The organism is Streptomyces sp. NBC_01255, assembly GCF_036226445.1.
Classification (GTDB): domain Bacteria; phylum Actinomycetota; class Actinomycetes; order Streptomycetales; family Streptomycetaceae; genus Streptomyces.
Genome location: NZ_CP108474.1, coordinates 7,791,019 through 7,816,513, shown reverse-complemented (window position 1 = coordinate 7,816,513; position 25,495 = coordinate 7,791,019). Strand labels below are relative to the sequence as shown.

General features: G+C 71.7%; 21 protein-coding genes and 1 pseudogene. 18 read left to right on the top strand and 4 right to left on the bottom strand.

The features are described 5' to 3' along the window. Positions 1-17: 17 nt before the first annotated feature. From OG357_RS35435 to OG357_RS35420, 4 genes are all read left to right on the top strand, one after another. Positions 18-785, top strand: a complete 768-nt coding sequence (locus OG357_RS35435) for a class I SAM-dependent methyltransferase (protein ID WP_329625000.1) — start codon at positions 18-20, stop codon at positions 783-785. Further along, a complete protein-coding gene (locus tag OG357_RS35430) occupies positions 782-6,838 on the top strand; it encodes a non-ribosomal peptide synthetase (protein ID WP_329624999.1) in 6,057 nt (2,018 codons plus the stop codon). Before OG357_RS35435 ends, OG357_RS35430 begins: the two co-directional genes overlap by 4 nt. A 240-nt stretch (positions 6,839-7,078) precedes the next feature. Further along, entirely contained in the window at positions 7,079-7,603 is a 525-nt protein-coding gene (locus OG357_RS35425) for a hypothetical protein (protein ID WP_329624998.1), read from the top strand. A gap of 189 nt (positions 7,604-7,792) precedes the next feature. Next, positions 7,793-8,044, top strand: coding sequence for a DUF7660 family protein (locus OG357_RS35420; protein WP_329619722.1), 252 nt, complete (start codon positions 7,793-7,795; stop codon positions 8,042-8,044). Between the two features lie 17 nt (positions 8,045-8,061). Here the strand turns inward: OG357_RS35420 and OG357_RS35415 are convergent, their stop codons facing one another. Next, positions 8,062-9,276 (bottom strand): IS110 family transposase, encoded by a 1,215-nt coding sequence (locus OG357_RS35415; protein WP_329619721.1) that lies wholly within the window; start codon positions 9,274-9,276, stop codon positions 8,062-8,064. A gap of 276 nt (positions 9,277-9,552) precedes the next feature. Here OG357_RS35415 and OG357_RS35410 point away from each other — a divergent pair, with 276 nt between their 5' ends. From OG357_RS35410 to OG357_RS35385, 6 genes are all read left to right on the top strand, one after another. Next, entirely contained in the window at positions 9,553-11,832 is a 2,280-nt protein-coding gene (locus OG357_RS35410; RefSeq protein ID WP_329624997.1) for an ADP-ribosyltransferase domain-containing protein, read from the top strand. 231 nt (positions 11,833-12,063) lie between these two features. Next, positions 12,064-14,814, top strand: a complete 2,751-nt coding sequence (gene lanL / locus OG357_RS35405) for a class IV lanthionine synthetase LanL (protein ID WP_329624996.1) — start codon at positions 12,064-12,066, stop codon at positions 14,812-14,814. A 50-nt stretch (positions 14,815-14,864) separates the two neighbouring features. Then, complete coding sequence (locus OG357_RS35400) at positions 14,865-15,020, top strand: VenA family class IV lanthipeptide (RefSeq protein WP_317593320.1); 156 nt, start codon at positions 14,865-14,867, stop codon at positions 15,018-15,020. A gap of 121 nt (positions 15,021-15,141) precedes the next feature. After that, the gene (locus OG357_RS35395) at positions 15,142-16,266 is read left to right on the top strand and encodes an ABC transporter ATP-binding protein (protein WP_329624995.1); all 1,125 of its coding nucleotides are present in this window, start codon (positions 15,142-15,144) and stop codon (positions 16,264-16,266) included. Further along, positions 16,263-17,162, top strand: coding sequence for an ABC transporter permease (locus OG357_RS35390; RefSeq protein ID WP_329624994.1), 900 nt, complete (start codon positions 16,263-16,265; stop codon positions 17,160-17,162). Before OG357_RS35395 ends, OG357_RS35390 begins: the two co-directional genes overlap by 4 nt. Before the next feature lie 74 nt (positions 17,163-17,236). Beyond that, positions 17,237-18,631, top strand: a complete 1,395-nt coding sequence (locus OG357_RS35385) for a M1 family metallopeptidase (RefSeq protein ID WP_329624993.1) — start codon at positions 17,237-17,239, stop codon at positions 18,629-18,631. A 314-nt stretch (positions 18,632-18,945) separates the two neighbouring features. Here OG357_RS35385 and OG357_RS35380 read toward each other — a convergent pair whose 3' ends face one another. Continuing rightward, a complete protein-coding gene (locus tag OG357_RS35380) occupies positions 18,946-19,449 on the bottom strand; it encodes a GNAT family N-acetyltransferase (RefSeq protein ID WP_329624992.1) in 504 nt (167 codons plus the stop codon). Positions 19,450-19,586: 137 nt separating this feature from the next. Here OG357_RS35380 and OG357_RS35375 point away from each other — a divergent pair, with 137 nt between their 5' ends. After that, positions 19,587-19,895 (top strand): hypothetical protein, encoded by a 309-nt coding sequence (locus tag OG357_RS35375; protein WP_329624991.1) that lies wholly within the window; start codon positions 19,587-19,589, stop codon positions 19,893-19,895. Positions 19,896-20,109: 214 nt separating this feature from the next. Here OG357_RS35375 and OG357_RS35370 read toward each other — a convergent pair whose 3' ends face one another. After that, positions 20,110-20,715 (bottom strand): maleylpyruvate isomerase family mycothiol-dependent enzyme, encoded by a 606-nt coding sequence (locus OG357_RS35370; protein WP_329625796.1) that lies wholly within the window; start codon positions 20,713-20,715, stop codon positions 20,110-20,112. A gap of 349 nt (positions 20,716-21,064) precedes the next feature. Between OG357_RS35370 and OG357_RS35365 the strand changes: the two are divergent. From OG357_RS35365 to OG357_RS35350, 4 genes and pseudogenes are all read left to right on the top strand, one after another. Beyond that, positions 21,065-21,172 (top strand): annotated as a pseudogene (locus OG357_RS35365) (RidA family protein); the annotation flags it as partial. Between the two features lie 111 nt (positions 21,173-21,283). After that, positions 21,284-21,649 (top strand): DUF2089 domain-containing protein, encoded by a 366-nt coding sequence (locus OG357_RS35360; protein WP_329624990.1) that lies wholly within the window; start codon positions 21,284-21,286, stop codon positions 21,647-21,649. Continuing rightward, complete coding sequence (locus tag OG357_RS35355; protein ID WP_329624989.1) at positions 21,646-21,906, top strand: hypothetical protein; 261 nt, start codon at positions 21,646-21,648, stop codon at positions 21,904-21,906. The genes OG357_RS35360 and OG357_RS35355 overlap by 4 nt, the downstream gene beginning before the upstream one ends. Before the next feature lie 32 nt (positions 21,907-21,938). Next, positions 21,939-22,370: an SHOCT-like domain-containing protein gene (locus OG357_RS35350; RefSeq protein WP_329624988.1), complete on the top strand. Its 432-nt coding sequence runs from the start codon at positions 21,939-21,941 to the stop codon at positions 22,368-22,370. 137 nt (positions 22,371-22,507) lie between these two features. Here OG357_RS35350 and OG357_RS35345 read toward each other — a convergent pair whose 3' ends face one another. Beyond that, complete coding sequence (locus OG357_RS35345; RefSeq protein ID WP_329624987.1) at positions 22,508-23,275, bottom strand: alpha/beta fold hydrolase; 768 nt, start codon at positions 23,273-23,275, stop codon at positions 22,508-22,510. Positions 23,276-23,379: 104 nt separating this feature from the next. Here OG357_RS35345 and OG357_RS35340 point away from each other — a divergent pair, with 104 nt between their 5' ends. The 3 genes from OG357_RS35340 to OG357_RS35330 all read left to right on the top strand — a co-directional run bounded on the left by OG357_RS35340 (position 23,380) and on the right by OG357_RS35330 (position 25,490). Next, the gene (locus OG357_RS35340) at positions 23,380-23,925 is read left to right on the top strand and encodes a PadR family transcriptional regulator (protein WP_329624986.1); all 546 of its coding nucleotides are present in this window, start codon (positions 23,380-23,382) and stop codon (positions 23,923-23,925) included. 40 nt (positions 23,926-23,965) lie between these two features. Then, entirely contained in the window at positions 23,966-24,223 is a 258-nt protein-coding gene (locus OG357_RS35335; protein ID WP_329624985.1) for an SDR family oxidoreductase, read from the top strand. A gap of 94 nt (positions 24,224-24,317) precedes the next feature. Next, positions 24,318-25,490, top strand: coding sequence for an amidinotransferase (locus tag OG357_RS35330; RefSeq protein WP_329624984.1), 1,173 nt, complete (start codon positions 24,318-24,320; stop codon positions 25,488-25,490). The last annotated feature ends 5 nt before the right edge of the window (positions 25,491-25,495 follow it).

Below are 25,495 nucleotides of genomic sequence, written 5' to 3'. Positions count from 1 at the left end.
ATCAAGGATTGTCTTTCATGAGCAACACATCGTTACGACGACGAGGGCGCTACGGCGTCGACGCCCCGAACTGGCTGCTGGCGTTCGGCGCCGGGGTCGTGGCACCCCTGGCGGCGGTCGCCGCGGGCGGATCCCGGCGGCTGCTGCGGATCCCGCCGGTCCTGGCCGTCGCGGGAGGGCTGTTCCTGCACGCTTCGGTACGGGGCAAGTTCCTTGTCTGGGACGAGCAGTTGGACGCGTTGGACCTGCAGGGCGACGAGCGGGTACTGGACCTGGGCTGCGGGCGCGGAGCGGTGCTGACCGCCGCGGCACGCCGGGTGCCGAAGGGCCGGGTCACCGGGGTCGACATCTGGCGCTCGGTCGACCAGTCCGGCAACAACCAGCGGACCGCGGCCGACAACGCCGAGCGTGAGCAGGTCGCCGACCAGGTCGACCTGGTCACGGCGGACATGCGACAACTCCCCCTTGCAGACGGCCGGTTCGATGTCGTGGTGTCCAGCATGGCGATCCACAACATCACCAGCGCACAAGGCCGCGAGGAAGCCGTGCGCGAGGCCTACCGGGTCCTCAGGCCGGGCGGTCGGCTGCTCATCGCCGACATCTTCCACGCCCGCCGCTACGTCGAGATCCTGCGCGCGGCGGGCGCGGTCGACACGACCTGCACCGACGCCGGCCCCCGGATGTGGTGGAGCGGCCCCTGGGTCCCGACCCTGCTGGTGAGCGCGACGAAACCGGCCGGCCGCACCGGCGACAGCGACGACCTCGACGGGACCCAGGAGTCATGAACCTCTCCGCACCCTTCCCGCAGGCGTTCGGCCGACGGCCGAGCAGCTTCGTCGACCTGCTGCGTTCACGGGCCGCGCACCAGCCCGACCGCCTCGCGTACGTCTTCCTCGACAGCCACGGCGAGGAGGAGGCCCGCCTCACCCACGCCCGACTCGACCACCGCGCACGGGTGGTGGCGGCGACCCTCCAGGAGGAGGGGAAGACCGGCGACCGGGTGCTGATCCTGCACCCGCCGGGCCCCGACTACGTGAGCGCGTACTTCGGCTGCCTGTACGCGGGGGCGATCGCCGTACCGTGCTACCCGCCGCACGCCCGCAACCTGGCCCGGCTCCGGGCCGTCGCCGCGGACGCGGCGCCCACCGCCGTACTGACCGGTGACCGGATCACGGCCCGCGTCCGCGAGCAGCTCCTCGACGCGCCCGAACTGCGGGACGTCACCTGGCTGCCGGGCAGCGCCGTCACCGCCGACGCCGAGGAGTGGACCGATCCGCTCGTCGGCACCGACTCCCTCGCGTTCCTCCAGTACACCTCGGGCAGCACCGCCGCACCGAAGGGCGTGATGGTCTCCCACGGCAACCTCCTGCACAACTCCGCCCAGATCCAGGCCCGCACGCGGACCTCGGAGGGCTCCCGCATCGTGAGCTGGCTGCCGCCGTACCACGACATGGGGCTCATCGGCGGCATCCTGCAGCCCCTCGTCGCCGGTTGCACCGCCGTCCTGATGGCGCCGGGCACCTTCGTCCTCGACCCCCTCCAGTGGCTGCGCGCGATCTCCGCCTACGGCGCCACGTCGTCCCCGACACCCCCCTTCGCCCTGGACCTCTGCGTCGACCGGGTCGACCCCGCGGAGCACGTGCCCCTGGACCTGAGCACACTGGACACCGTGATCGTCGGCGCGGAGCCCGTACGGGCCGCGACGCTGGACCGGTTCGCCGACCACTTCTCCCGCTGGGGGCTGCGCAGGGAAGCACTGCGGCCCAGCTTCGGTCTTGCCGAGGGCACCCTGATGGTGTCCTGCGGTGAGTACCTCACCCCCTCGTCCGCGCTCACCGTCGACGCCCCCGCCCTGGAGGCGCACCGCGTCGTCCCCGGCACCGCCGACGCGGGGCCCGGCCGGAGCCGGGAGGTCGTCGGGTGCGGCTCCGCCGTCGACGGGCAGCGGCTGCTCGTCGTCGATCCGGCCACCGCGACCGTCTGCGGGCCCGAGCAGGTCGGTGAGATCTGGGTCGGCGGTCCGAACGTCGCCCACGGGTACTGGGGGCGCCCGGACGAGAGCGCGGCGGCCTTCGAGGCCGAACTGGCCACCGGAGAAGGGCCGTTCCTCCGGACCGGCGATCTGGGATTCCTGCGCGACGGCGAACTGTTCGTCACCGGCCGCAGCAAGGACCTGATCATCATCAGGGGCCGCAACCTCTACCCGCAGGACATCGAGCGCCGCGCCGAGCAGAGCCATCCGGCCCTCCAGGCCAACTCCTCGGCCGCCGTGGCCGTGGACGACGGCGGCGCGGAGCACCTGGTGCTCGTCGCCGAGCTCCGGCGCGGGGCGGAGCTGCCGCCCGTGGCAGAGGTCGCCCGGGACGTCGGCCGGGCGATCGCCGCGGAGTTCGACGTCCGTCTCCACGGCCTGGTCCTCGTGCGTACGGGCACCATCCCCAAGACCTCCAGCGGAAAGATCCAGCGCCGGGCCATCCGGCAGGCTCTCCTCGACGGAACCCTCACCGTCGTCGGCGAATGGACCGCCGGTGGGGACACCGCCCCGGCACAGTCCCGCGCCGACCACCACCACGACGCCGTCGAGGCCTATCTGAGCCACCTGGTGGCGACCCTGGTCCCGGGGTGCGCGGACGCACCCGACCGCGAGCGCCCGCTGCTCGACCTGGGCCTGGACTCGCTGGCCACACTGCGGCTCGTCGGCCGGATCGAGTGCGACCTCGGCGTGGACATCGCCGACGCCGTGTTCGACGGCGATCCGACCGTCACCACCCTCGCGGCCACCCTCCTCCAGCGGCGCCCGTCGGGACTCCCCCTCACCGCCGAGGGCCTGCTGATCCCGTCCGAGACCCCGCTCTCCGCCCTCTCCGCCCTCTCCGCCCTCTCCGCCACTGAGCCGGCGGACTCCTCCGCCCTCTCCGCCTCCTCCGCCCCCTTCCCCCAGACCGACACACAGCAGGCGTACTGCCTCGGCCGCACGGGCGCCTTCGAGCTGGGCAACGTCTCCACCCACGTCTATCTGGAGTTCGACGCGCCCGCTCTCGACCTGCCCCGGTTCGAGCACGCCTGGCGGCGCGTGATCGACCGGCACGAGATGCTGCGGGCCGTCATGCTGCCAGACAGCAACGAGCAGCGGATCCTCGCCGACGTACCCCCGTACGAGATCGGGGTGACCGATCTGCGCGGCCGCGCACCGCACGAGGCCGAGGCGGCGCTGGCGGCCACCCGGGACCGGCTGTCGCACGAGGTGCGTCCGGCCGATCAGTGGCCGCTCTTCGAGGTCGCCGCCACCCGGCTGGACAGCGGACTGCGCATCCACCTCAGCGTCGATTCGCTGATCGCCGACTTCTCCTCCGGGCGGCTGCTCTTCGACGACCTGTCCCGCTTCTACGACGTACCGGACGCCCTGCCGCCTGCACCGGGGAAGACCTTCCGCGACCACGTACGGGCCGAGGCGGAGCGGCGCGAAGGGGCCGCGTACCGGCGTGCGCGGGACTACTGGTGGCGCCGGCTGCCGGAGCTGCCCCCGGCACCACAGCTGCCCGCGGCCGCCCGCGCCGGATCGATCGACCGGCCGCGGTTCACCCGGCGGGAGGTCACCCTGCCCGCCGGGCTCTGGCAGGGCCTCAAGGAACGGGCCGGCCGGGCCGGGCTGACCCCGACGGGACTGCTGCTCGCCGCGTACGCCGAGACCATGGCCACCTGGAGCACCAGCCGGCACTTCACGCTCAACGTGCCGCGCCTCACCCGGCCCGTGCACGACCCCGCGTACCACGAGGTGTTCGGCCAGTTCGCGTCCTTCACCCTGCTGGAGGTCGACTTCCGCACCGACGCCTCCTTCCGGGACCGGGCACGAGGCCTCCAGCGGCAGCTCAGGTCCGACCTGCGGCACCAGGACGTCAGCGGCGTGGAGGTGCTGCGCGAACTGATGCGGCTCCAGGGCGGATTCGACCAGGCGCTCATGCCGGTCGTCATGACCAGCAACCTCGCCTTCGCCACCGCGGCGAAGACTCCGCTGGAGCGGCTGCTCACCCCGGTCTTCGCCGTCTCGCAGACCCCGCAGGTCTCCCTCGACGAGCAGGTCCACGAGGAGGAGGGCGCGCTCCTCCTGAACTGGGACACGGTCGACGAGCTCTTCCCGGCCGGGCTCCTCGACGACATGTTCGCCGCGCACACGGCCCTGCTGCACCGGCTCGCGACCGACGAGGACGCCTGGTCGCGGAGCGGGCCGCTCGCCCTGCCCCCGGCGCAGGCCGAGCGGCGCCGGGAGAGTGCGGGACCGACCAGGGCCGTACCGGACATCCAGGTGCAGCACCTCTTCGAGCGGCACGTGGCCGCCCGCCCCGACGCCCCTGCGGTGATCGCCCCGGACCGGACGCTGTCCTACGCCCGACTCGACACCGACGCCCGACAGGTGGCGGCCTGGCTCCGTGCGCACGGGGCCCGGCCCGGCCGACTGGTCGCCATCGTCATGGACAAGGGCTGGGAGCAGGTAGTCGCCGCCTACGCCGTGCTGTTCTCGGGCGCCGCGTACCTGCCGATCGACCCGGACCTGCCCGGCGCGCGTCTCCGCCACCTGCTCGACAAGGGCGAGGTCGGCCTCGTCCTCACCCAGTCGCAGCTCGACGACCGGCTTGACTGGCCGGCCGGACCGCTGCGGCTCAGCCTGGACCGGCCGCTGCCCGCCGTCGCCGACGTGTCGCTCCCGTCCGTCGGCGGCCCGGCGGACCTCGTGTACACGATGTTCACCTCCGGCTCGACGGGCGAGCCGAAGGGCGTGATGGTCGGTCACCGGGCGCTCGTCAACTGCCTGGTGGAGACCATCGAGACGTTCGGGATCGGCGAGGGCGACCGCTGTCTCGGGGTCACCGCGCTCCACCACGACCTGTCCGCCTTCGACGTCTTCGGCATGCTGGGCGCGGGCGGCACGCTGGTCGTGCCCGCCGCCGCCGACCGCCGCGACCCGGTGCACTGGAGCGAGCTGATCGCCACCCACCGGGTCACGGTGTGGAACTCGGTGCCGGCGATGATGGAGATGCTCCTGGAGAGCACGGGTGAAGGCGACCGGCTCGCCTCGCTCCGGCTGGCCGTGCTCGGCGGCGACTGGATCCCGCTGACGGTGCCGCCCCGCCTCGCGAAGGCGGCGCCGGGCGTCGAGGTGCTCGCCATCGGCGGACCGACGGAGACGACCGTGTGGAGCATCTGGCACCGCGTCGCCGAGGTCGATCCGGCCTGGCGGAGCATTCCGTACGGCACTCCCCTCGCCAACGTCCGCTACTACGTGCTCGACGAGCGGCTCCAGGAGTGCCCGGACTGGGTCACCGGCGAGATGTACGTCTCCGGTGTGTGCCTCGCCGACGGCTACTGGCGCGACGCCGCGCGCACCGGCGCGGTGTTCGTCCCCCACCCCGACACCGGGGAGCGGATGTACCGCACCGGGGATCTCGGCAGGTGGCGCCCCGACGGGACCATCGAGTTCATGGGACGGGCCGACTTCCAGGTCAAGATCCGTGGCCAGCGCATCGAACTCGGGGAGATCGAGGCGGCGTTGCTCGCCCACCCCGCCGTCGCCTCGGCCGTCGTCACCGCGACCGGCCGCCCCGACCGGCCCGGCCACGACGGCCTGGTCGCCTATGTCGTCGCCGGGCCGGACGCGGCCGACGTCGAGGAGGCCCGCCGCGGTGGCGTCACCGTGCTCGACCCGGTGAGCCGGGCGGCGTTCAAGCTCGCCCGGCACGGCCTGCGCCAGGAAGCCGAACGCCCCCGGGTCGTCCTCCCGCGCGTGCCGGACGAGCCGTCGCGGCGGCGCAGCGACCGGGACTTCCTCACCGGGCCGGTCGGCCTCGCCGAACTGGCCGACTGCCTGGGCGTGTTGCGCCAGGACGAAGCGGACGGTCTGGCCAAGTGCCGCTATCCGTCCGCCGGTGGCCTCTACCCGGTCCAGACGTACCTGTACGTGAAGGCCGGTGCGGTGTCGGGACTCCCTGCGGGAACGTACTACCTCGACCCGCGGGAGAACGCGCTCGTCGCCCTCGCCCCCGACGAGGGTGCGACGGTCGACGCCGCGATCCACGCCCCGCACAACCGCGCCGTCTTCGAGGCGTCCGGTTTCAGCGTGTTCCTCGTCGCCGACCTCGACGCGATCGAGCCGATGTACGGCTCGATCGCCCGCGACATGTGCCTGCTGGAGGCCGGGTACATGGGCCAGCTCCTGATGGACAAGGCGGCACGCACCGACATCGGCCTCTGCCCGATCGGCGCGCTCTCCTTCGACCCGGTCAGGCCGCTGCTCGCGCTGGGCGAGCGCCACGTGCTGGTGCACTCCCTGCTCGGGGGCCGCGTGGACCGCGACGCGCCCGCCCGGCCCGCCGAACCCGCCCAGCCGCTCACCGAACGGCTCCGGGTCTGGCTCGGCGACCGACTGCCGGCACACATGGTCCCCGACCACGTCCTGGCGCTGGACAGCTGGCCGCTCAGCGCCAACGGCAAGCTCGACCGGCGCGCGCTGCCCGCTCCCAGGCAGGCCGGTGACGCGCCGGGGTTCGTCGCGCCGCGCACGGAGACCGAGGAACGGCTCGCCGCGCTCTGGTGCGAGGTCCTGGACCTGCCCCGGGTCGGTGTCAGCGACAACTTCTTCGAGCTCGGCGGGAACTCCCTGGCCGCGACCCGGCTGGTCGCCCGGATCCGCGACGGGTTCCGGGTGGCGATCGGCCTCCGGGAGATGTTCACGTCGCGCACGATCGCGGAGCTGGCGGTCACGGTCGACCGGCTCAGGAGCGAGGGGGTGGGTGAGCGGGTGAGAGGGGTGAACGAGGAGGCCGGTAGGCGGACGATCCGGTAGCCAGGTCGTCGCCAGTGACGGGATCCGACATCCGGCGCTGTCGGATCTCGTCGCGGGGGTCGCCGTGCTCGGCGCGAGGGAGCCGCCGGGTGTCCCCGGCGAGCTGCGTAGAGTACCCGTGGTCATCGAACGGAGAAGACGTTGGACGCGGTCGAGTTCCCTCTCAGTGCTCGGGTACGCCGGGCCCGGCGCGGGCTCGTGGCCACCACCGCGGCTGGTGCCGTACTCGTGGGAGCCACCGTGGCATCACTGGTGGCCGACGCCTCCGGCTGGGTGCCGGTGCCTCGGGCGGTCCAGGTGGTCTTGATCCTGGTGACGATTTTCGCGCTGCCCGGTGCATGGGTGGGAGCCCATGCCGTGTGGGCACTGCGCGGGCGGGCCGAGCTGTTCGCCGCCGCCGAGAAGCATCCCCGGCGACGTCCGACCGACCGGCAGTTGCTCGACCACCTGCGCAACGAGCACCCGCTCACTCCGCTGTGGTGGATCGTGGCCGTCCTCGGCGGCCTCGGCACTCTCTGCCTCGGGTTCGCGTTTCCGTTCGCCCTGGCAGACGGCGCCGTACGTGCAGGTGTCCTCCTCGGCGCCGGTCTGGCCGGCTCCCTGGTCGCCCTGGCCCTCGCCGTGCCCGGGATCCGCCGTGCCGAACGCCAGGGCCTGGAGGACCGGAAGCGGCGCACCGAACTGTGGTCCCCGCCCAAGGCCCTCGAACGCAAGCTCACCGTCCCCGTCCTCGGCGCGGGCGACGGGGGACACACCGGCGTCTGAACACAGTTCGCCGTCACCGTCCACCGCACCCTCCACGCCGCCCACTCCGACGGACGCCCACCCGACGACCGCCCACTCCGACGGCCGGCCGGCCCGGTGGCCGGCCGGCCCTGACGTCGGGGCCTCGGCGTTGATGCTCCTATTGATCGTCAAGCGCTCTGCGGACGAGGTGGAGGGTAGGTTCGCTCTATGTCACTGATTCCCGACGATGAAGTCCGCAGCCGCGACGAACTGGTCTCCTTTGTTCGAGGACTGCATGAGGACTATCTCCGAAGGGGAGACGAGTGGGAGAACCAGACCCTCGATCGATTCCTTGAGGCCCTTGCGGCATGGATGCATGACTCGCCGGGCTGGTATCAGAACGTGGGTCAAGAGCTCCCCGAAGGCGGGAACTGGGCTTTCCTGGCGAAAGCGCTTCAGGCCGCCACTGGCTATGAGTGAACCTCCGCGTCAGAGGGTCAAGCTGCGATGAGCCAGTCGCGGTAGGCGCCTGCGAGGTAGTCGTCGCGGCGGGTGCCGCGTTCGACGCAGGAGATGACGGCGGGCCAGACGCCGAAGTGCTCGGCCACGGTGGTGAGGGTGATGTTCTTGGACCGCCGCAGAGGTCGTAGGTCGGCGATGTCGGGGACGGTGACCGTGGTGGTGAGGTAGCGGAACACCTCGCGGGCGATGGCCCGCTTGAGGAGACGGATGATCTCCTTCTTCGTCCGGCCGGCCGCGGTCTGCCGTGCCACGTATTCGCGTGTGCGCCGGTCGCTGGCCATGCGGACGAGGGATATGCGGTAGAGGGCCGCGTTGGCGGCCCGGTCACCGCCTCGGGAGAGGCGGTGACGGCTGGTCTTGCCACTGGAGGCCGGCACGGGTGCGACGCCGCATAGAGCGGCGAAGGACGCCTCGGTGCGGAGGCGGTCGGGGTTGCCGCCGGCGGTGATCAGGAGCTGGGCCGCGGTGTCGGGACCGACGCCGTAGGCAGCTCGCAGGCCCGGATTGTGGGTGCTGACCACGCCGTCGAGTGCGGCTGTGAGCTCGTCGTGCTCGCCGGTGAGGGCCTGGACCCGCCTGGCCAGGCTCTTCAGGGCGGTCAGGACGGCAGTATGGACCGCGTCCCCGTGGGGTCGCTGGCGGGCGAGGGTGTCGATCAGCACCTTGCCGCGTAGGGCCCGGTAGCGGTCGCGGATAGCGTCGGGGGCACTGACCAGGATGTGACCGATCTGGTTGATGGCGGCGGTGCGGGCTTTGACCGTGGACCGGGCGGCGTTGTGGAGGGCACGTATGCCGGTGACGGCGTCGTCCTTGGGCGCGCTGGACGCGCGTCCGGACAGTGCGGCGCGGGCGGCGGCGTAGGCGTCGATGGGGTCGGACTTGCCGTTGCGGCGGCGTTCGGCGCGGTCGGGGCGGTTGACCTCGACCACGGTCAAACCGGTGGCCCGGGCCGCGCGGGTGAAGCCGGTTCCGTAGGACGCGGTGCCTTCCACGCCGATCGCGATCACGTCCCCATGGGCGCCCAGGAACGCGAGGGCCGCGGTGTATCCGGCCGTGGTGGTGGGGAACTCGGCGTCGGCAACGTGACCGCCGTTGTCGGTGACGACCGCGACGTGGATGGTGTCGGCATGAGAATCCACGCCGCCGAACACCCACTGCTGATCCATGTCCACCGTGCCCGCTGACGTCATGCTGGGGGTGCCTTCCTAGCCGGAGGTGACACCGGCCAGGTGGCGCAGACAGGACATTGATGGGGCTTCTGACCAAGCTCCTATCAGGTCATGTTCCACCTGGCCGGAGCCATGAAGAACGGGTCCCGGCGGCCGGACGGTACAACGCGAAGACAGCCCAGCAGGGCGTCAGTCAGTGGGAGAGCCACGGCCCCCGGAACCCGCTACGAGTATCAATGTCAGTGGGGCGTTGTAGCTTCGGAATCGTTCGAGAGCGTGTGCGAGAGAGGTGGATTCGTGGGTGTCGAGCGTGCGTTGAAGGTCGTCCTGGTCGATGTCAACGACGAGGTGGTGGCGGCCTGGCGGTCCGCCTTCGCGGACACGCCCCAGGTCGAGATCCGGAGAGGTTCCCTTCTCGATGTGGACGTCGACGCCTGGGTGTCCCCGACGAACGCACGGGGCCGGATGGACGGCGGTGTCGACGCGCTCGTCAAGCGGCACTTGGGTGCCGGGATCCAGGTGCGGGTGCAGCGGGCGATCCGCGAGCGGTTCGGCGGAAGTCTGCCCGTGGGCAGCGCGGTGTGCGTCCCGTCCGGGGCGGCCGTACCGCGGTATCTGATCTCGACGCCGACCATGCGGCAGTCCTCGCAGAACGTCAGCGACACCATGAACGTGGCGCTGGCGTGCGCGGCCGCGTTCCAGGCGGTGCACCTGCAGAACCGGGCGAAGCCCGGCAGCATCCGCTCCGTGGCGCTCGTCGGGATGGGCGCGCGGACGGGGCGCGTGCCCGCGACGGTGTGCGCCAACCTGATGTGGACGGGCTACACCCTGTTCCACGACCACGGGTTCGCGGACTACGACGCGTTGCGGGCGGCAGTGCTCGGGCAGCTCGACGACATCGAGGGCGCCGGGCCGGCACAGCGGGTGCGGATCAACGTACCGGAGGGGCATTCCCCCTCCGCCGGGGACCCGTTGGGGTTGGCCGAGCTGTTCGCCGGTGGCGGTGAGCCGTGGCTGCCGTTGCTCGGTCCTGTGATCGAGGCGCAGCCGGGAGCCGCCGACTTCATCGGTCCGAAGCGGAGTCCGGAGGTCGTTCCCGTAAGGGAGTTGACGTTCCAGGCGCTGAAGCCGCATCCGCCGCAGAAGTGGAAGGTCGTCGCCTTCGGGCAGAACCCGTATCCGCGGGCCGAGAGCGCGACCGGCATCGCGATGTTCGACAACACCTTCGGCGACTGGAAGGACAGCCAGTTCGGTCGTGTGGTCAGCATGCGCTGCATCATCAAGGCCGCCGCGATGTGGAAGTACGGCGTGGCCAAGAAGACGCCGATCGCCGACATCCGGGCCCTGTTGAAGAAGGAGGACACGGTCCAGCCGCCGGAGTGGTTCCAGGCGATGCTCACCCAGGGCGTGCTCCTGCTGAACGCGTCTCTGACGGCGAGTGCGGACGGGGCCGTGCCGACCGATCGGCACACGTCGTTCTGGCGGCCCGTGGCCGAGCAGATCGTCGAGGAGATCCTTCGGGCGAAGCAGGATGCGGCGGAGGAGGACCGGGGTGTCGTCTTCGCCTGGTGGGGCGCGCACGCCCGCAGCCTGAAGAGAGTCGTCCAGCGGCTGGAGAAGAAGTACCCGGGGGTCGAGGTCCGGCACCTGGACCACGCCAACCCGGCGGCGCAGGGCGACATCTTCTGCGAGGGAGACCACTTCGCCCAGGTGAACGACGCCCTGGCCGCGGTCGGGGCCGAGCCGGTCGACTGGTTGCCCCGGAAGGGCTGGGACCAGGACGCGGCGGGAACGGGCGGGACGGCAGGCGGTGGCGTCTCGGAGCGGATGGGGGCGTTCATCGCGTCGACGATGGAGCTGCACCAGCTCTATCTGGAGCGGCTCACGAGCGTCAAGGACGAGGGCCTCGTCCTGCCGCCGATCACCGGTGTGTTCGACACACCGGTGATGGACTTCCGGAAGGCCGTCGAGCCGGTGTCGCAGGTGCTCGCGAACCTGGACCGGCACATCGAGCGGTCGAGTCGGTTCGCGGAGGCCAAGGTCACCGAGGCACAGGCCGCGGCGGAGGCGGGGGGATCGTCCGTGGCCGGGTTGTCCGCCGACGCGATCTCCGCGCTGTATCTGTACACGTGCGAGTCCGCCTTCTACCGCGAGATCAACGCCGTGCTGCGGTCCCCCGACCGGGAGCGGCTGGTGCCGTATCTGCCGTACCTGCGCCTGCTGTTCTCGGCGGTGGCGGGGCTGCCGGCGAGGACGGAGCCGCTGTGGCGCGGTGTGGCGCTGGACCTGCGGTCCCAGTACCCGCTGGGGCGGACGGTGACGTGGTGGGGCGTGTCGTCGTGCACGTCCGAGCTGGGCGTGGCCCGGGCGTTCCTCGGCAACCGCGGCAAGCGGACGTTGTTCGAGGTGACACCCGTACGTGCCGTGGGGATCCGTCGGTTCTCCGCGTTCACGGGCGAGGAGGAGTACCTCCTCACTCCGGGCACGCAGCTGAAGGTGACGGAGGTGAAGGCGGAGCGTGGGGGGTTGTGCACGGTGCGGCTGACCGAGCTGGAGGGGCTGGGGCTGGTGTCCTGAACAGGGGGCCGGGGGCGCGGGGCGGGGGTGTCGAAGGCCGGTTGGGCGCTCGGTGACGGCGCTTGGCGGGGCCTGCGTCGTGCGCCGCCGCCCGCGCCGGGCGCGCCTGCGGAGGGGTGGGCAGCGCCGCGCGCTCGCCGGTTCAAGTGAATCCGGGCGCCTGTGTGTTGGTCTGCTTATGTCATCGGGCACGTTCCGACCAGCGGTTCTCACCGTTGAGAGGGACAGTCAATGACGAGCGACGTGACCGAAGTCGAGCTGGAAGACCTCCTCCGCCAAGCCCTGCACGCCGCGGATGCCGCCGCACTCTGGACGGCCGGTACGGACGAGATGTGGTGCCGTGTCGCGCCCCTGGCCGGGGCGCGGCGCGAGCAGGGGTGGAAGCTGCACGTGTCGGCGACGGCCGCCTCCGCTCCGGTGGTTCTCGGGAAGACCCTGGAGGTGTTGCTGCGGGAGGACTCGGCGTTCAAGTTCGCCCGGTCGCTGGATCAGGTGAGTGCGCTCAACTCCCGTGCCACACCGAGGGGAAGCTCGGGCAAGTTCATCACCGTCTACCCGCGCTCCGACGCCGACGCGGCCCGGCTCGCCCGGGACTTGCACCGGGTGACGGCGGGGCTGGCCGGCCCCCGGATCCTGTCCGACCAGCCCTACGCCGCGCATTCCCTGGTGCACTACCGCTACGGCTCCTTCGTCGGCCGGCGCCGGCTGTCGGACGACGGCTTGCTGGTGTGGTTCATCGAGGACCCCGACGGCAATCCCGTAGAGGACAAGCGCACCGGCCACTATTCTCCGCCCTCTTGGGCGGTCTGCCCGTTCCCCGCCTCCGTGCCCGTCTCGCCGCGGTCGGCGGAGGCGAGGGGCGCGGATACGAAGGGCGCGGATACGAGGCAGGCGGCGGATACCGCGGATACGGCGAGCGGGCCGGTGCTGCTGGGCGGGCGTTTCGCCGTACGGGAGGCGATCCGGCACACGAACAAGGGCGGTGTCTACCGGGGCAGTGACGTCCACACGGGCGCACCCGTGGTGATCAAGGAAGCCCGTCCGCACGTGGAGGCCGACGCGTCGGGCCGCGACGTCCGCGACTGGCTGCGCGCCGAGGCCCGGACGCTGGAGAAGCTGAAGGGCACGGGGCTGGCTCCGGTGCCGCTGGCCCTGTTCGAGCACGGCCGGCACCTGTTCCTGGCCCAGGACGAGGTGCCGGGCGTGACCTTGCGTACGTGGGTCGCCGAGCACTTCCGCGACGCCGGGGCCGAGCGCTACCGCGCCGACGCGCCCGCGCAGGTCCTGCGCCTGGTGGAACTGGTCGCGGCGGCCCACGCCCGCGGCTGCGTCCTGCGGGACTTCACCCCTGCCAACATCATGGTCCGCCCGGACGGCGAGCTGCGCCTCATCGACCTGGAACTCGCCGTCATGGAGGACGAGCCCGCCCTGCCGACCCGCGTGGGAACCCCCGGTTTCAGCGCCCCCGAACGCCTGGCCGACGCACCCGTCCATCCGGCGGCCGACTACTACGGCCTCGGCGCCACCGCGTGCTTCGTCCTGGCGGGGAAGGTGCCGAACCTGCTGCCCGAGGAGCCTGCCACGAGGGCCGCGGAACAGCGGCTCGCCGCATGGCTCGCCTCTTGTACGGGTCCGCTCGGGCTGCCGGAGGGCCTGGCGGAGATGGTCCTCGGGCTGATGAAGGACGATCCCGCCGAGCGGTGGGACCCTGCCAGGGCGCGCGAGGCTCTCCGGAGGGCGGCCCCGGTGCGGCCGGAGAACCACGGATTGGGGAACCGCGGGCCGGGGAACCGCGTCGTCCCTCGCCCGGCTCGGAGCGACGACCCCCACGATGTGGTGACCGGCCTGGTGGACCACCTGGTCGATTCGATGAATCCGGCGGACGACCGGCGGCTGTGGCCCGTGTCCACCATGGCCGGGGAGAGTGATCCGTGCACCGTGCAGCAGGGCGCGGCCGGTGTCCTGGCCGTCCTGACGCGGTACTGGGAACTGACCGGCGACGCGCGTCTGCCCGGCCTGATCTCCACGGCGGGTCGCTGGATCGCGGCCCGCACCGATGTCCGTTCTCCACGCCCCGGCCTGCATTTCGGCGGCCCCGGCACCGCCTGGGCGCTGTACGACGCCGGGCGTGCCGTCGACGACCACGGGCTCACGGACCACGCGCTGGCCCTGGCGCTGGCCCCGCAGCAGATGACACCCCATCACGACATCACCCATGGCACGGCGGGCAGTGGGCTTGCCGCCGTCCACCTGTGGCACCGCACCGGTGATCCGCGCTTCGCCGAGCTGGCCGTCGACGCGGCCGACCGGCTGACCGCCGCCGTACAGCGCGATGCGACGGGTGTGAGCTGGGCTGTTCCCGCGGAGGCCGCTTCCTCGGAGGGCGGCAAGCGGTACCTCGGCTTCGCTCACGGAACGGCCGGCATCGGCTGCTTCCTGCTTGCCGCCTCGGCCGTCTCGCAGCGCCCGGAGCACGAGGAACTGGCCCTGGAGGCCGGCGAGCGGCTGCTGGCCGACGCCGTGCTCGTCGGCGAGGCCGCCCAGTGGCCCGCCCAGGCCTCGGACGTGCCCACGGCCCCGTACTGGTGCCACGGTGCGGCAGGAATCGGAGCCTTCCTCGTACGGCTGTGGCAGGCGACCGGCGACGACAGGTTCGGCGACCTCGCCCGCCGCAGTACCCACGCCGTCATGGAACGTGCCTCCCGCGCCGCCCTCACCCAGTGCCACGGGCTGGCGGGCAACGGCGACTTCCTCCTCGACGTGGCCGACGCCACGGGTGACCCCGTCTACCGGGCCATGGCCGAGGACGTGTCCCGCCTCCTCCTCGGCGAGCGAGCCCACCGGCACGGCCACGTGGTCTTCCCCAACGAGTACGGGGACGTCTCGACCGGCTGGAGCGACGGATCCGCCGGAATCCTGGCCTTCCTCGTACGGCTCCGGCACGCCGGCCCCCGGCACTGGATGGTCCAGGTGCCGGACTGAGCGGCGGGAAGTCCGCCGCTCCCCACAGGAAAGAGAAGAAGGAGAAACCCATGGAGAACAAGGACCTCGAACTGCTGGCCCGGCTCCACGCCCTTCCGGAGACCGACCCCGTCGGTGTCGACGGAGCGCCGTTCGCCGCGACGTGCGAGTGCGTCGGCCTGCTGACCGTCCTCAACACCGTCTGTATCGGCATCAGCTGCGCCTAAGACAGCCGGCACCATCCGGCCGGCGGCTGTCCCGGGACAGCCGCCGGCCGGAGCGACGGCCTGAAGCGCCTCGTAGGCCGGGAGGCCGCGGTGGGCGTATCCCCAGGAGAGGACCGGACCCATGCAGCTCCCCGCAGGCGATGACGACCTGGCCCCAGCAGCACGCACGACGGCAGCCGTCACCGACGCACACGCCATCCCGCACACCACCCCGAACACCACCCGGCACGCCCCCGAGCCCGTCCAGGCCATCAGCACGCGCGGCCTGGTCAAGAGCTACCCGGGCCCGCAGGGCACCACCATCCACGCCGTACGCGGCCTTGACCTGGATGTGGCACAAGGCGAGACCTACGCCTTCCTCGGCCCCAACGGCGCGGGGAAGTCCACCACCATCGCCCTGCTGTGCGCCCTGGCCCGCCCCACCGCCGGTCACGCCACGGTCGCCGGCGCCGACGTGCTCACCGAGCCCGACCAGGTACGGCGCCACGTCGGCATGCTCTTCCAGCACAGCACGCTGGACGCGGACTTCACGGCCGACCAGAACCTCCACATCCATGCGCGTCTCCACGGAATGCCCCGCCGCCAAGCCCGCCGGCGAGCCGCGGAAGTACTCGAGGCGGCCGGGCTCACCGACCGGCGACGCGCCCCGGTACGCACCCTGTCCGGCGGCATGCGGCGACGCCTGGAGATCGCCCGTGCCCTGCTGCACTCCCCCCGGGTGCTGTTCCTCGACGAACCGACGACCGGGCTCGACCCCCACGCGCGCGCCCAGGTCTGGGAGCACCTGCGCGCGCTGCGCGACCGGCACGGCAGCACCCTCTTCGTCACCACCCACTACCTGGAGGAGGCGGAGAACTGCGATCGCATCGGCGTCATCGACCGCGGCCGCCTGGTGGCACAGGGAACGCCCCTCGCCCTGAAGGCCGCGATCGGAGACGACCGGGTGGTGCTGCGTACGAGCGACGACGCGACGGCACGGCGGGTCGTGCGCGGCATCGCGCCGCCGGACCGTGCCGTCACCGTGGACAGCGGCGGAATCTGCCTGCGGGTGCCGGACGGCAGCGCGTGGATTCCCCGCCTCTGCGCGACGCTGGAGAACCACGGCATCGCCGTCCACGCCGCTGCCGCGTCCCGGCCCACGCTCGACGACGTCTTCTTCCACCACACCGGCCGCAGCCTGAACAGAGCCGCGGGAATCGGCCGCACCCCGTGCGAAGCCACGACAGGAACGGGCGGCGGCCCATGACCAAGTCAGCCCTGCAAGCCCCGAACTCCACTCACACCACTCACACCACTCACGCCACTGAGGCCGCCGGTATCGCCCACAGGGGACGGCGGGCCCGCCTGCGGCACGAACTACGGGCGATCCACGCCCTGGTCCACCGCGACCTGCTGCGTCTGGCCGGCCAGCGCGCCCACACCGCGCTGATGCTGCTCCACCCCGTGCTCTACCTGCTGGTCCTCGGGGGCGGACTGGCCGCCCTCATCCCCCGCGCCTCCCTGGGCGTCGACTACCAGACGTACCTCTTCCCGGGCATGCTGATGATGACGGTGCAGACACCGGCCATCATGGTCGGCATCCGCCTGATCATCGACCGGCAGAGCGGCTACCTGCGAGAACTCCTCATGGCCCCCGTCAGCCGCTCGGCCCTCCTCCTGGGCAACTGCGCCGGCGGCACGCTGACCGCCACGGCCCAGGGGGCCGTACTGCTCGGCCTCGCCGGAGCGGTCGGTCTCCCCTACGACCCACTCCTCCTGGCCACGCTCCTCGCCGGCATGATCCTCGCGTCCTTCACGATCACCGCCCTGGCGCTGGCCCTGGCCGTGACCCTCCGCAGGGCCGAGACGTTCCACACGCTCCTCGGCCTGGTGATGATGCCGCTGTTGTTCCTCTCCGGCGGCTTCTTCCCCCTGGACAGCCTGCCCGGCTGGGCCCACACACTCGCCGACGCCAACCCTCTCGCGTACGCGGTGGACCTCCTCCGCCGCTGCATCGCCCACCACGTACCCGCGGGGCACACCACCCCCGGCATCGAGTGGGCGGGCCGGCAACCCCCGCTCCTCCTCGAAGCCGCCGTCCTGCTGACGAGCGGCGCCGTCGCCCTGCTGTGGGCAGCACGGCGCTTCAACCGCCCGGAATGACCCACCGCCTCGGGAGCCTCGGGACTGCCCGGAACCCGCCCGTCCGGGCATCCGGGAGTCCTAGCGTGCTTGTCATGACCTCTCTCAGGTACGGACGTGCGACGCTGCTGGCCCTCGTGGCCGCCCTGCTGATCGTCCCCCACACGGCCGCGGCGCAGCACCCCACGCACTCCGCCGCCCCGGTACGGGAGACGGCGACACCGGACCGCCCGGCCTACGACGTGTCGCTGAGCGGAGACGCCGACGGCTCGCACTGGACCGGCCGCCAGACGGTGTCCTTCCGCAATGCCGCCCGTACTCCCCTGCGTTCGGTCGACGTGCGCCTGTGGGGGAACGGCTCCGACGGCTGCGGGACCTCGGACAGGCCGTCCCCGGTCCGGGTGGGCAGGGTCGAGGGAGGCACCCCGCGGCCGCTGACGGTCGGCTGCACCGCGCTGCGGATCGACCTGCCCGCGCCGCTGCCGTACGGGGCGCGTACGAGCATCTCCTTCGACGTCTCGATCACCGTCCCGGACCGCGTCCACCGCTTCGGCAAGGACGGCGCGCACCGCTACCTCGGCAACGCGCTGCCCCTGCTGTCCGTACGCGACGCACAGGGCCGGCACCTCGACCCGGACGTCGGCTTCGGCGAGAGCTTCCACACCCTGACCGGTGACTTCCGGGTCGTCCTCGACCACCCGGACGCGCTCGTCGTTCCCGCGTCCGGCACCACCACCCGGCACGCGGGCGCACCCGGCCGCACGGTCACCACCAGTGTCGCGCGCGGGGTGCGGGACTTCGCGTGGGCGGCGGGGCCGTTCCGGTCGAAGACGGTGACCACGCCCGGCGGAGTCCGGCTGAACGCGTACTGGACCGCTTCCACGCCCCCCGAAGGGGTCGCCAAGGCTCTGCAGGACTCCGTCGGCTCGGTCGACGAGTTCGGCAAACGCTTCGGCCGCTATCCGTACGGCGAGCTCGACCTCGTCATGAGCGACACCCTCGACGACTTCGGCAGCATGGAGTTCCCGGGCCTGGTCCTGCTGTGGACCGAACGGGACGAGTCGGGCGCCGTCCACGAGATCGCCCACCAGTGGTTCTACGGCATCGTGGGCAACGACCAGTTCACGTCGCCCTGGCTGGACGAGTCCTTCGCCCAGTACGCGGCCCAGCTGTACTACAGGGAGCCCACGGCCACCTGCTGGGAGGACCAGGGCCCGTGGCCCAGCGACACGGCGGCCCTCACCCGCTCGATGGCCTACTACGCGGACGGCCACCGCACCGAGTACGTCCGAGTCGTCTACACACGCGGCGCCTGCGCCCTCCACGACCTGGAACGCACTCTGGGCACCCCGGCGATGGCCTCCATGCTGCGCGGCTACGTCCGGGACCACTGGCTGGGCGTCTCCACCACCACGGCCTTCAAGCACGCGGCACAGGCCGCCACGACGAAGGACCTCGGCCCGTTCTGGACGGAGCACAGGATCTCCTGACCGCCGACCGGCCTCTCGCCTTGACGTCCTCCGCACCTACAGCCACCACCGCTGCCACACCGCCCTTAACGCATACCCGCCCATCACCCGCGTCAACAACCCTGCGGGTCGATACACCTCGGGCCCGTTTCAGTAGTACGGCTCGTGGCACTTGAGGTGGTGTCAAGATCGCACTCGTCATCCTGGGTGTTGTTCCCCTCTTCCTGGGCGTCATGGTGTTGCATCCCGGTGGCCGTTCCCCGCGTGAGCCATGCCTTGTCGGCTGCGAGGCTCTCCGGCTTCACGCGTGGGTGGGGACAGGGGGAGGACAGGTCCTAGACGTGTCGTGATTCCGGGACGTCCAGGAGCATCGTGTCCGAGTCGCCGTTGCGCCCGACGCGGGTGAAACCGAGGGAGGTGTAGAGGTGCGCGGCGGGGTTGCCGTCCTCGACGCTGAGGCTGAGTCGGGTGACCGGCTCCGGCCGCTCGGCGGCGGCCCGGATCAGCGCCTCCATGAGCGTCCTGCCGTGACCGACGCCCCGGTGCCCGGACGACACGCCGAGGGTCAGCTCGGGGACGTCCGTCGCGACGAATCCGTACCCGGGCTCGTCCTCGGGCAGGCGCCGCGCCCACACCGCGCCGATCGGTTCGCCGGCATCGGTCTCGGCGACGAACCCGAAGTCGTCGGTGCGGGGCCAGCCGGCGAGGTAGCGCGCGGCGTGCGGGTCCATGGCGAGTTCTTCGACGGTGAACCGTTGCTCGCCGTTCCAGTTGTACGCCTCCCGCAGGATGCGCCACAGGAAGTCGGCATCGCGAGCGGCGGCGGGGCGGACGGGCACGGGCGGTCTCCCAGGCAGGAGCGGGGCACGAGCGGTGCGGGACCGGCCGACGGTAGACCGTCGTCGACGGCACCGGCAACAGGATTGACGCCGGGAAGGGTGTCCCTGCGTCAGAGGGTCCCGGGGTGTCGGACGAGATGAGCAGGATGCGGGCGGCGTTGGACGGTGCTTCCTCCCCCATGTGGCTGCGTCGCGTCCGCGCGGGGCAGCAGCTCGCTCCCTTCGCCGATGTCCCGGCAGCGGCGGAAGCGCTGGTGGGCCTGCCGCTCGACCCCGAGGACACGGCCGTGACCCTGCAGACGGCCGAGGGGCTGATGCGGGTGGGGACGGTGGACAGCGCGCCGGGCCTCGCAGAGGTCTGCGGGCAGCTGGCCGTGGACCGGGAGGCGGATGTCCGTCGAGGCGCCACGCAGGTCTTGGCCTGCTGGGTGGAGATCGCGCGGTGAACGGGTCGGGTACGCCTCGCTGATGGCCGCGCCTCCGTTGAAGTCGGTTGCCCAGGCGATCCGTTAGTCGGTCGCAGGGCCAGGTTGGGGTATGGGCTACTCGGTGGCGCCGGCGGCGGGGACCGTGTGGATCACGCTCGTCCGTCGGTGCGGACGCGGGGCGTTCGCGCAGAGAATCCGGGTCCCCTGCGCGGGGGTCGACAAGGGCCGCGCGTCAGCCATCCTCCGCCAGCGCGGCGACCCCCGGCCCGCTGAGGTCGCCCAGGGCCACCCGGCGCCCGGATACGGCCAGGAGCAGGGAGAGCACGGGGCCGCTCGCCTCCGGGCCGGTCCCGACCGTCAGGTCGGCGTCCGTTGCCGTGAGCCGGACGCGGGCCATCAGCTCCTTGGCACCGCCGAACGAAGCCGGTGTCCGCGTCTGCAGGCGGAGCGACCTGGCCACGGCCTCCGGCGGGTAGGTACGGGTGAGGCCCAAGGGGCGCCGGATGTCCTCCCCGTGAACGACCTCCTCGACGAGCCGACTGTCGAGGGGTGCCGGCGGGGTCGACGTCCGCGAGGCCACCCGCCGAAGCCGCTCCAGGGTCTCCTGCGGTGTGGTCCCGCGCTCGCGCGCCACACCTACGGAGTTCTGGCGGTCGAAGTCGAACCGCGCCCGGGCGAGGCCGACGACGAAGCCGAGGCGTGTCGTCCGGTACGTGTCGACCAGGTGGGCGACCACGTCGTGGACCGTCCACCCGTCGCAGAGCGAGGGCTGCTCCCACTGCCGGTCATCGAGGTGCGAGAGGTCCTCGATGAGCGCCGCGCGCTCGGCATGGACCATCGACCAGACGTCATCCGTCACGGCTTCTCCTTCGTCGGCCAGAATGCGTACCAGGGGGACTGCGGGATCAGCGAGAACTCATCGTTCGGTGGGCTCGGCACACCCGCGGCAGCAGCTTCCTTCCGATCATCGGTCCGCAGCGCCCATCCCGCGGGATGGCGACGCCGGTGCGGCGTGTCGGACGAGCTCGCGCCCGGTCGGGTCCCGCACTCCGGACGGGACTTGTGGTCTCCGTGCCCGCTGCGAGAGCGGCTGAGGACGTTGTTCCGCACACGGTCGCCACACTGAATCCGGCCGCGATGCGAGGGGCAACAGTGGCACGAGAAGTGCGACGGGCCGTAGGGACGCCGACCTCGCCGCGCAGGTCGAGCGCGGTTACCTCGACGTCGGTACCGCACCGACAGAGGTCGGCACCTCGTTCGAGGACGTGGCGAAACCGACCGTCTACGTCGTCAACCAGCCAATCCGAAGGCTGGATTGAGAATCTTCATGTCCATGCGTTGTTGCCTTAAGAATCTCAATGTACAAATGAATAACAGGCTCGACATCGAAAGCAAGGGAGCCGAGCGTGGACTGGCAGGAACTGACGGACCTGACACAAGGGCAGCCGTTCGTGGTCGAGCGGGTCCGTCTCGCCGGCAGCGGGATCGCGATCGAGGGGCGGTTCGAGCCGCCTCAGCTGGCCCAGCTCGGCATCGACGACCAGGTGTTCGTCGCCGCCTTCGTACGGTCGCACGGTTCGATCAAGGAGATGGAGCGGATCTTCGGGGTGAGCTACCCGACGATCAAGTCCCGGCTCAAGCGGATCGCCGAGCACCTCGACTTCGTCGACACCGACCCCGCGCCCACCCGCGCCGCCGACATCGTCGACCGCCTGCGGCGAGGGGAGATCAGCGCCCAAGAGGCGCTGGCCGAGCTGGAGGAGACCCGATGATCCCGCAGCTGGTGACGGTGCGCTACCGCCGCCCCGGCGGCCGCCTGAGGCGGCTGCACGTCCCGGTGTTGCCGGTGGCGCTCGTACTGTCACCGTTACTGCTGCTCGCCGCGCCGGCCGGACTGATCGCCTGCTTCGCCACACGGGTCGACCCCGTGAGCGCGCTGCGCGGCACCGGGCGACTGCTGTGGGCGCTGCCCGGCACCCTGTTCGAGTTCGAGCAGGACCGAACCGCCGTACTCGTAAGCGTCAGATGAGGCAGAACAGCCACAAGAGCGAGGAGCTTCCCATGAACGAGCAGCGCCGACAGGTCCTGCAGATGCTGGCGGAGGGCACCATCACCGCCGACGAGGCCGAACGGCTGATCGACGCCCTGGAACGAGACCAGCCCGAGCCGCCTCCGGGCGCCTCGTCCACCCCGAAAGCGCGCCCCAAGTACTTGCGCGTCGTGGTGGACTCGGCGGACGAAACCGGCGGCGACGGGGCGAGCCGGGTCAACATCCGCGTCCCGCTCCAGCTGCTGCGCGCCGGCGTCCGGCTCACCAGCCTTCTCCCTCCGCAGGCGGTCGCCAAGGTCAACGCGGAGCTGAACAGGTCAGGCGTACCGATCGACCTCACCGAGCTCAAGCCGCAGCACCTCGAGGAGCTCATCGAGCACCTCGACGACATCGTCGTCGACGTCGAGGACCCCGACGCCAAGGTGCAGGTGTTCTGCGAGTGACCCCGCCACGGTGCCGGCCGCCCGCCCCGACCACGAGGGCGGCGGCCGGCACCGGAGCATTGGCGGCCTGATCGTGCCCCACCCCTACAAGGCGGCGCGCTCCGACACCGTATCAGCGTGCGCCGCCCTGGATGGCGTCAGCCGCCGTTCAGGGCGTCGGCAGCAGCGCGCGCGAACGCCTCGGGGTTGTCGAACATGATGTTGTGGCCGCAGTCCGGGATCGCCCGTACGGTCACGCCCGAGGCCCGCAGTCCCGCCGCGTCGGCCGGCTCGCCGTCGGCCTCCGGGTGCAGGCAGGTGCGGGGGACGGTCAGGCCCGCCAGATGCTCGCGCAGGGAGGGGGCGGTTCCCCGAGACCGATGGACGGTGGTGCGGTACAAGGCCTCGCGTCCCGCGAGGCGCATCGTGGACCACCAGAACGAACCGACCCGCTCCTCGGTCCGCTGCCAGCCGTCGGCCAGGAACTCCTCCTCCGTGTAGGCCGTGATGCCGCTGCTGCCGGGTGCGGGCACCGGCGGGGCCGGATCCAGGACGGAGTCCACGAGGACCAGGTTCGCGACCAGCCGCGGATGCCGGGCCGCGAGCAGGATCGCCACCGCCCCGCCCAGACTGTGCGCGACGACCTCGACGCCCGTCACTTCGGCGGCCTCCAGCGCCGCGGCCACGGCGTCCGCGTGGGCCTCCAGCGTGTAGGTGAAGTCCGTGGGCCGGTCGCTGATACCGAAGCCGAGCAGGTCGAGCAGGAGTGAGCGGCGGCCGGTCAGCAGAGGGTGCGCGGCAGCGGCGGCCCAGTACACCGGCGAGGTGGCGCCGAGTCCGTGCAGGTAGAGCCGGGTGGGCTCGGCGCCGGGGATCTCCACCCATCGAATCCGGTCGCCGTTCGGGGTGACGGGGGCATGGCGCATGGCCGACTCCTTGCTCGTGGGATGACGCTCGACGATACCTCGACATCGAGGTATAGCGGAATCGATATACCTCGGTCGCATCAAGGATCTGACAGCATGAGCCCATGCTCAAGCTCGCGATTCTCGGGTTCCTTCGGGACCGACCCATGCACGGCTACGAACTGCGCCGGCACCTGTCCGCGCTGACCGGCCACATCCGCCCGCTCAGTGACGGCACCCTCTACCCGGCGATCAAGCGCCTCGAAGCCGACGGCCTGCTCGTCCGCGAGACCGAGCCCGGATCGACCGCCGCGCCCCGGCACACCCTGCACCTCACCCCGGCCGGGCGGGCGGCGCTGCTCGAACGGCTGCGCACGCCCGAGCAGTTGGACATCAGCGACGAGAACCGCTGGTTCACCGTGCTGGCCTTCCTCCGCCACCTCGACGACTCCGCCGAGCAGGCCGCCGTACTCCGCCGCCGACTCGCCTTCCTCGAAGAGCCCGCCAGCTTCTTCTACGACGAGGCACGGCCGCTCGGCGCCGAGGAGATCACCGACCCGTTCCGCAGCGGCATCCTGCTGATCGCCCGGGCGACGTCCCGGGCCGAACTCGCCTGGCTGCACGACATGATCGGCACCTTGGACGACCGACCCGGCGCGTCGGCGCCGTAAGAAGCGCGGTCGGCCTCGTCGAGCGCCCCTTCGCAGGGGCATGGGGCGCACAGCGCCCCACATTCGGGTGAACGCGGCCTGCCCCTGTCACGTGCTGACGCCCGTGCAGCGGGCCGAGTACAGCGAGCGGCAGCTCGCCGAGCAGGCCGGGGTCGTACCGCTGCAACGCCTGGGCGCACCCGAGGTGATCGCCCCCCTGATCCACTGCCTCCCCTCCCCCGACGCCGCGTTCGTGACCGGTCCGTCCTTCGTGATCGACGGCGGCGAGACGGCGGGCGGACTGGCCGGCGCGCGCTAGACACGGAGCGGCGAAGACCGCACAGCGACTTCACCCACGGCGTCCTCCGCACGGGGCGCCGTGCTTCCCCCTGCGAAAATCTACGGAGGAACAGTTGGAACGGGAACAGGAACGGGAACGGACACGAGCGCGGGCAGACGCGATCGGCCGCGCCACCGCCAGGCCCGGCGAGGAGGTCGACCTGTCCGCCGTAGCGCTCAACTCGTACACCGAGTGGGATCCGCTGCGCGAAGTCGTCGTCGGCTCTCTCTCCGGCGGGGTCTTCCCCGGCTGGCAGGAGTCGCTGGCGCACACGTTGCCCGAATCGGCGTGGCGCAACAGCAAGGAGGAGGGCGGGCTGCCGTTCCCTGCCGCCCACCTCAAGGCGGCCGAGGAGGAACTGGACGCACTGGCCGAGGTCCTGGAGGGCGAGGGCATCAGTGTGGTGCGGCCCGACGCGGTCAATCACGCGCGGCCGTTCCGGACTCCGCACTGGGAGTCCGCGGGCGGCCTGTACGCGGGCATGCCCCGGGACCTGCTGATGGTCGTGGGGGACGCCGTCATCGAGGCGCCGATGTCCTGGCGGTGCCGGTACCACGAAGGGGACGCCTTCCGGACGCTGCTCAAGTCGTGGTTCCGGCGCGGGGCCCGCTGGATGCCGGCGCCCCGGCCGCAGTTGACGGACGAGCTGTACCAGACGCCCGGCGGCGCGGACTCTCCCGACAGGGAGCGCTGGGCCGTCACCGAGTTCGAACCGGTCTTCGACGCCGCCGACTTCCTCCGGTTCGGCCAGGACATCGTCGTACAGCGCAGCCATGTCACCAACGACTTCGGCATCGACTGGGTCCGGCGGGCCCTGGGGCCGGAGTTCACCGTCTCGGTCATCGAGACCGATGACCCGCACGCCATGCACATCGACGCCACCCTCGCTCCGCTGGCCCCGGGGAAGCTGCTGGTGAATCCCGAACGGTACGTCCCTCACACGTTGTTCGAGGGCTGGGAGATCCTGCCGGCGCCCGCTCCGACGCTGCCGTCGGACTGGCCGATGTACTTCTGCAGCCCGTGGGTGAGCATGAACGTGCTGTCCCTGGATCCGGAGACGGTCGTCGTGGAGCGCCAGGAGCAGCCGCTCATCGACGCCCTGACCGCCTGGGGCTTCAGGTGCGTGCCGGTGGACTTCCGGCACGTCTACAGCTTCGGCGGATCGTTCCACTGCGTGACCCTCGACACCGTGCGCGACGGAGGGCCCGGCAAGTACCTGGGCTCCACCGAGAGTTCGACCAGGTAGACAAG